This is a genomic window from Dietzia sp. HMSC21D01 (genome assembly GCF_001815995.1).
Taxonomy (GTDB): Bacteria; Actinomycetota; Actinomycetes; order Mycobacteriales; family Mycobacteriaceae; genus Dietzia; species Dietzia cinnamea.
Map to the genome: position 1 here is coordinate 3,137 of NZ_KV823822.1, position 5,370 is coordinate 8,506.

The window sequence follows — 5,370 nt, forward strand, 5'->3', positions numbered from 1 at the left end:
GGTCATGCCGTCGCGTTCGGGGCGGAACCGCACGGTGCGCTTGTCGGCGGCCGCGTCGACGGCATCGCCGGCGCCTTGGGGGTCGTGGCGTTCGCGGGAGGCGTCGACGGTGGTGTCCAGGGCGGTGCGGCTCGGTCGGTGACCGCCGGCCAGGTCGCGGGTCAGGCGGGCCACGACATCGGATTCGACACCGCCGATGATGTCGTCGGGAATGCCGGCCAGGCGGCAGGCGGCGTCGATGGCCAACTGTTCGGGCAGCAGTCCCCGCTCGACGGCGTCGCGCAGGCGCGGCAGGCGGGTGTGGATCTGCACGCCGGCGGTGACCAGGTGGCGGGCGTGCCAGCCGGTCAGGGCCATCGCCGCCGCCAGGTGGTGGCGGGCCCGGTCGGCCGGTTCCAGGCGGGCGTGCGCGGGACGGGTATCGGCACCGGGGCCGCCGTGGGTGGCCTCGTCCAGCGCTGTGAAGCTCTCGACCAGCAGATGCGCGGCATGTAGCCGGGTGGCCCCGGCCAGGTTCTGCGCCAGCGTCACCGACCGCGCCACCTCGCTCAGCGCCGAGGCGTCCAACGACTCCAACGGCTCCCCCACCGCGCGCAGCGCGCCGAGACCGAACGCCCTCGTCGTCGTCGTATCCATCCCGGTCACCCCCCGCCCGCGCCGCATCCTCACTCGAACCTGTGATCGATTCTACCGGCGTGCCATTCATCACACAAGGGTTCGATACAGCCGCCACCCGTCATGCCCGCCGACGACAGCGGCGCCCCTCCCACACGGGAGGAGCGCCGCTGTCCGGGCTTACCGGGCCTACCGAACCGAACCGACAGGGCGAGCCGGGCGAGTCAGGGCGTCAGGCGCCCTTGGACTTGCCCGCCGACTTCAGGTCGTTGCACGCCTCGACGACGCGCTCGGACATGGCCTGCTCCGCCTTCTTGAGGTACGAGCGGGGGTCGTAGGTCTTCTTGTTGCCGACGTCGCCGTCGACCTTGAGCACGCCGTCGTAGTTGGTGAACATGTGCGCGGCGACGGGCCGGGTGAAGGCGTACTGCGTGTCGGTGTCGACGTTCATCTTGATGACGCCGTAGCTCAGCGCCTCCTCGATCTCGCTCTTGGCCGAGCCGGAACCACCGTGGAAGACGAAGTCGAACGGCAGGTCACCCTCGTTCAGGCCCAGCTTCTCGACCGCGACCTCCTGGCCCATCTTGAGGACCTCGGGCTTGAGCTTGACGTTGCCCGGCTTGTAGACGCCGTGGACGTTGCCGAAGGTCGCGGCCAGCAGGTAGCGCTGGCCGGTGTTGCCGGCGCCGAGCGCGTCGATGGTCGCCTCGAAGTCCTCACGCGTGGTGTAGAGCTTCTCGTTGATCTCGTTCTCGACGCCGTCCTCCTCGCCGCCGACGACGCCGATCTCGATCTCGAGGATCTGCTTGGCCTTGGCCGTCTTCTCGAGCAGCTCCTTGGCGATCTCGAGGTTGCGGTCGAGCGGGGTGGCCGAGCCGTCCCACATGTGCGACTGGAACAGCGGATTCTCCCCGCGGTCGACGCGCTCCTGCGAGATCTCGATGAGCGGACGGACGAACGTGTCGAGCTTGTCCTCGGGGCAGTGATCGGTGTGCAGAGCCACGAGGATGTCGTACTTGGCCGCCACCACGTGGGCGAACTCGGCGAGGGCCACCGCGCCGGTGACCATGTCCTTGACGTTCAGACCGGAGCCGAACTCGGAGCCACCGGTGGAGAACTGGATGATGCCGTCGGAACCCGCGTCCGCGAAGCCCTTGATGGCGGCGTTGATGGTCTCCGAGGAGGTGCAGTTGATCGCGGGGTAGGCGAAACCCTCCCGGCGGGCTCGGTCGAGCATGTCCTTGTACTGTTCGGGAGTTGCGATGGGCATGGGGTCTCCTCCGGTGGTTCAGTTCTTGGTGCGGATGGCCTCGGCCGGGGCGCCGGCGCCGCCCGTGACGGCGGGCGCACACCTCCCAGCCTAGGCCAGCCCCACCCCGCGCACCCGGGAGCCGCGCGACACCGCCCTCGACAGGGCGGGGGCGGCACCGCCCCTGGGCCGCCCGTATGTCATCCGGGGAGCAGCGCGGCGAACGCCTCGTCGGCCCGCGCGAGCGCGTCCCGGTCGTACGTGGACGTCGACGCCATGATCTAGTCGGCGCCCGTGCGCTCCACGAGTGCGGCGATCTCCCCGGCCACCTTCTCCGCGTCTCCGTGCACGGCGGTGCCCATCCACTCCTCCATCCGCCGTAGTTGCTGGGGCCGGAACTTCCGGTCCAGGATCTCCTCGACCGGCCGAAGCGGTCCGAACGCGCCGGTCTCGCGCGACTCGGCCATCGCCCACGCCTCCGGCAACAGCAACTCACGGGCCGCGTCGGTCGAGTCGGCGATCATCACCTCGAGGCTCATCACCACATAGGGCTCGGAGTCGGCCCCGTCCGGCCGGAACGCCTCCCGGTAGCGCTCCAGCGGCGTCGGGTCGGCCAGCAAGCGCGGACCGCCGACGACGACCGGCAGACCGGCGCGCGCGGCGACCCCCAGGCCGCGGCCGGTGGCCAGGACGAACATCGGTGGCGGGTCCTCCACCACCGGCAGCGCGGTGACCGGGCCGCGGCCGTGGAGGAAGTCCCGCACGGCGGCGATGTCGCGGTCGAACGCGTCGGTGTCGTACTCGCTCACACCGAGCGCCTCGCGGACCGGGGCGGTGAAGCCGAGCGACCGGCCGACGCCGAGGTCGATGCGGCCCGGGTGCATGGCCTCGAGCACGGCGAACTGCTCGGCCACGACCAGCGGGCGGTGATTGGGCAGCATCACCCCGCCGGAACCCAGGCGGATGCGCTCGGTGCGGGCGGCGGCGGCCGCGATGAGCAGCGGCGGGCTGCCGCTCGCGATGCCGGGCACCGCGTGGTGCTCGGCCGTCCAGTACCGGTGCAGACCCAGGCGGTCGGCGTGTTCGGCGCGCCGGAGTGTCGACTCGACCGCCGAGGCGTGGGACTCGCCGTGACGGGTCCGGGACCGATCCAGCAGGGACAACCGGAGGGTGTCCGGCAGATCGGTGGGTGCCACGCCCCCACCGTAGCGCCGGCGCGGGAAACGAGGCGGGCCCGGCGCGGAAACGAGGCGGGACCCAGTCCCGGGACCCGCGCCCTAATCCACCCCTCGCCAGCGCAGCGCGCCGAGCGCGAGCAACGCCAGGACGACGGCCAACGCCAGAACAAACCGCACCGCGCGCCTCATTCCACGTCCTCCACCCATTCCAGCAGGTCACCGGGCTGACACTCGAGCGCACGGCAGATCGCCTCGAGCGTGCTGAACCGCACCGCCTTGGCGCGCCCGTTCTTCAGCACCGACACGTTGGCGGGCGTCAGGCCGACCTTCTCCGCGAACTCGCCGACGCTCATCTTGCGCTTGGCGAGCTCCACGTCGATCCGCACGACGATCGACATCAGACCACCGTGTCCATCTCGGAGCGCAGTCCGGTGGCCTGCCGGAGGAGGGCGCGCAGGACGACCATGAGCAGCGCCGCGACGGTGATGATGACGACGACGACGAAGAGCAGCAGCGGCAGGCCGGGATCATCCGCCGTGAATCCGACCAGCGCGAGCACCACCACGAGCATGGCCCAGGCGGCGGCGATCGCCCCGAGGATCACGTCGACCCACGTCATGGAGGCGTCGGTGAAGATGCGGTCGGATTCGACGAGGGAGAGCAGTTTCCAGGTGGCCACCACCACGACCTGGATACACACCACCCAGTAGATCGACACGGCCGTGAGCGGCCACCGCAGGTGCGCGGACTCGGAGTTCGTCTCTGCCATGTGGGCGAACTGACCCGGCAGCGACATCACCTCCAGCAGGAGGAGCACGGCGAACAGCACCCCGAGGAGGGTTCGGAGCGGCAGGACCGCCCGCCTTTCGATGTTCATGCAATGACCATGGGCCGAAACCTATCGACAATCAATAGGCGGCGTGCTCCCGGATCCAGGCGTGCATGGCGATGCCGGCGGCCACGCCCGCGTTGATCGACCGGGTTGAGCCGAACTGCGCGATCGACACTGTTCGCGCGGCCCGCAGGCGGGCGTCGTCGCTGACGCCGGGCCCCTCCTGCCCGAACAGCAGGACGCACTCGCGCGGCAGGCTCACCGCCTCGAGCGGCTCGGCGCCGGGGAGATTGTCGACGGCGACGACCGGCAACCCCTCGGTCGCGGCCCACTCCATGAGCGCGGTGACGTCATCGTGGTGCCGCAGGTGCTGGTAGCGGTCGGTGACCATGGCACCGCGGCGGTTCCAGCGGCGTCGGCCTACGATGTGCACCTCGGCGGCCAGAAAGGCGTTGGCGGTGCGGACGACGGTGCCGATGTTGGCGTCGTGGCCGAAGTTCTCGATCGCCACATGGAACGGGTGCCGGCGCGTGTCGAGGTCGGCGACGATCGCCTCGCGCCGCCAGTAGCGGTATCGGTCCACGACGTTGCGGCGGTCGCCGGCGTCGAGCAGTTCGGGGTCCCAGGTCTCGCCTGACGGGCGGGGCTCGCCGGGGTGCTCGACCTCCCACGGACCCACGCCGACCGCGCCGTCGCCCCACTCGGTCGGCCCGGGCGCGGGCTCGCCGGGCTCCGCCGACCCGGCCGCGGCCTCCGTCACGAGGTGAGGCGCTTGTTGGTCAGCCGGGTGAGTCGTCCCGGCGCGACCTGCGACGCGAGGTACATCGCGGTGGCCTGGGCGCCGACCGGGCGGTGGACCTCGCGGCCGAACGTTCCGCGGATCCGACCGAGCAGTCCGCGCGGCGTGCGGCGGGTCTGCTCCGCGAGGTCGAGGATCTCGCCGGCGACGTCGCCCTCGGTCAGGCGCACGCCCATGTTGCGCATGCCCGCGGTGTTGACGCCCGAGAGCATCTCGGTGCCCACGTAGAGCGGCCACACCGAGCACACGCGGATCCCGTGGTCGGCCCACTCCAGGTCAAGGGCCTCCGTGATGCCGCGGACGGCGAACTTGGTGGCCGAGTAGGTGGCCATCTCGGCCTGGCCGTAGATCGCCGACGCCGAGCACAGGTTGACCACTGTCGGCGCGGACGCGGCCCGGAGGTACGGGAACGCCGCGCGACAGCCGTAGAGCACGCCCTTGACGTTGACGTCGACCAGCGCCGAGTCCTTCTCGTAGCTCGCGTCCATGAACGGGGTCCCGTACAGCAGCCCGGCGTTGTTCACCAGCACGTCCAGCGCGCCGCCGCTGCGGGCGGTGAGCTCGGCGAGCGCGGCCTCCCACGCGGCGGGGTCGGTGACGTCGAGCGCGCCGGTGACGAACCTGTCGTCGCCCTCGGCCCACGCGCACGGCTGCAGGTCGTACGCGCCGACGAGGTACCCGGCGCCGGCGAACCGGC

At 71.2% G+C, this 5,370-nt stretch carries 5 protein-coding genes and 2 pseudogenes; all 7 read right to left on the reverse strand.

Annotation, left to right across the window (positions count from 1 at the left end; all coding sequences use genetic code 11):
- A pseudogene (locus tag HMPREF3086_RS19525) lies at nt 1-636 on the reverse strand (hypothetical protein); the annotation flags it as partial.
- Nucleotides 637-847: 211 nt separating this feature from the next.
- Nucleotides 848-1,885: a class II fructose-bisphosphate aldolase gene (gene fbaA, locus HMPREF3086_RS04860; RefSeq protein ID WP_061228946.1), complete on the reverse strand. Its 1,038-nt coding sequence runs from the start codon at nt 1,883-1,885 to the stop codon at nt 848-850.
- 179 nt (nt 1,886-2,064) lie between these two features.
- A pseudogene (locus HMPREF3086_RS04865) lies at nt 2,065-3,060 on the reverse strand (MsnO8 family LLM class oxidoreductase).
- 167 nt (nt 3,061-3,227) lie between these two features.
- Nucleotides 3,228-3,440: a helix-turn-helix domain-containing protein gene (locus HMPREF3086_RS04870; RefSeq protein ID WP_061228947.1), complete on the reverse strand. Its 213-nt coding sequence runs from the start codon at nt 3,438-3,440 to the stop codon at nt 3,228-3,230.
- The gene (locus HMPREF3086_RS04875; protein ID WP_061228948.1) at nt 3,440-3,919 is read right to left on the reverse strand and encodes a DUF2975 domain-containing protein; all 480 of its coding nucleotides are present in this window, start codon (nt 3,917-3,919) and stop codon (nt 3,440-3,442) included. The genes HMPREF3086_RS04870 and HMPREF3086_RS04875 overlap by 1 nt, the downstream gene beginning before the upstream one ends.
- Before the next feature lie 31 nt (nt 3,920-3,950).
- The gene (locus tag HMPREF3086_RS04880) at nt 3,951-4,634 is read right to left on the reverse strand and encodes a TrmH family RNA methyltransferase (protein WP_061228949.1); all 684 of its coding nucleotides are present in this window, start codon (nt 4,632-4,634) and stop codon (nt 3,951-3,953) included.
- Nucleotides 4,631-5,370, reverse strand: a 740-nt coding sequence (locus HMPREF3086_RS04885) for an SDR family NAD(P)-dependent oxidoreductase (RefSeq protein ID WP_070720468.1), incomplete at its 5' end; no start/stop codon positions are given. The genes HMPREF3086_RS04880 and HMPREF3086_RS04885, both read right to left, overlap by 4 nt.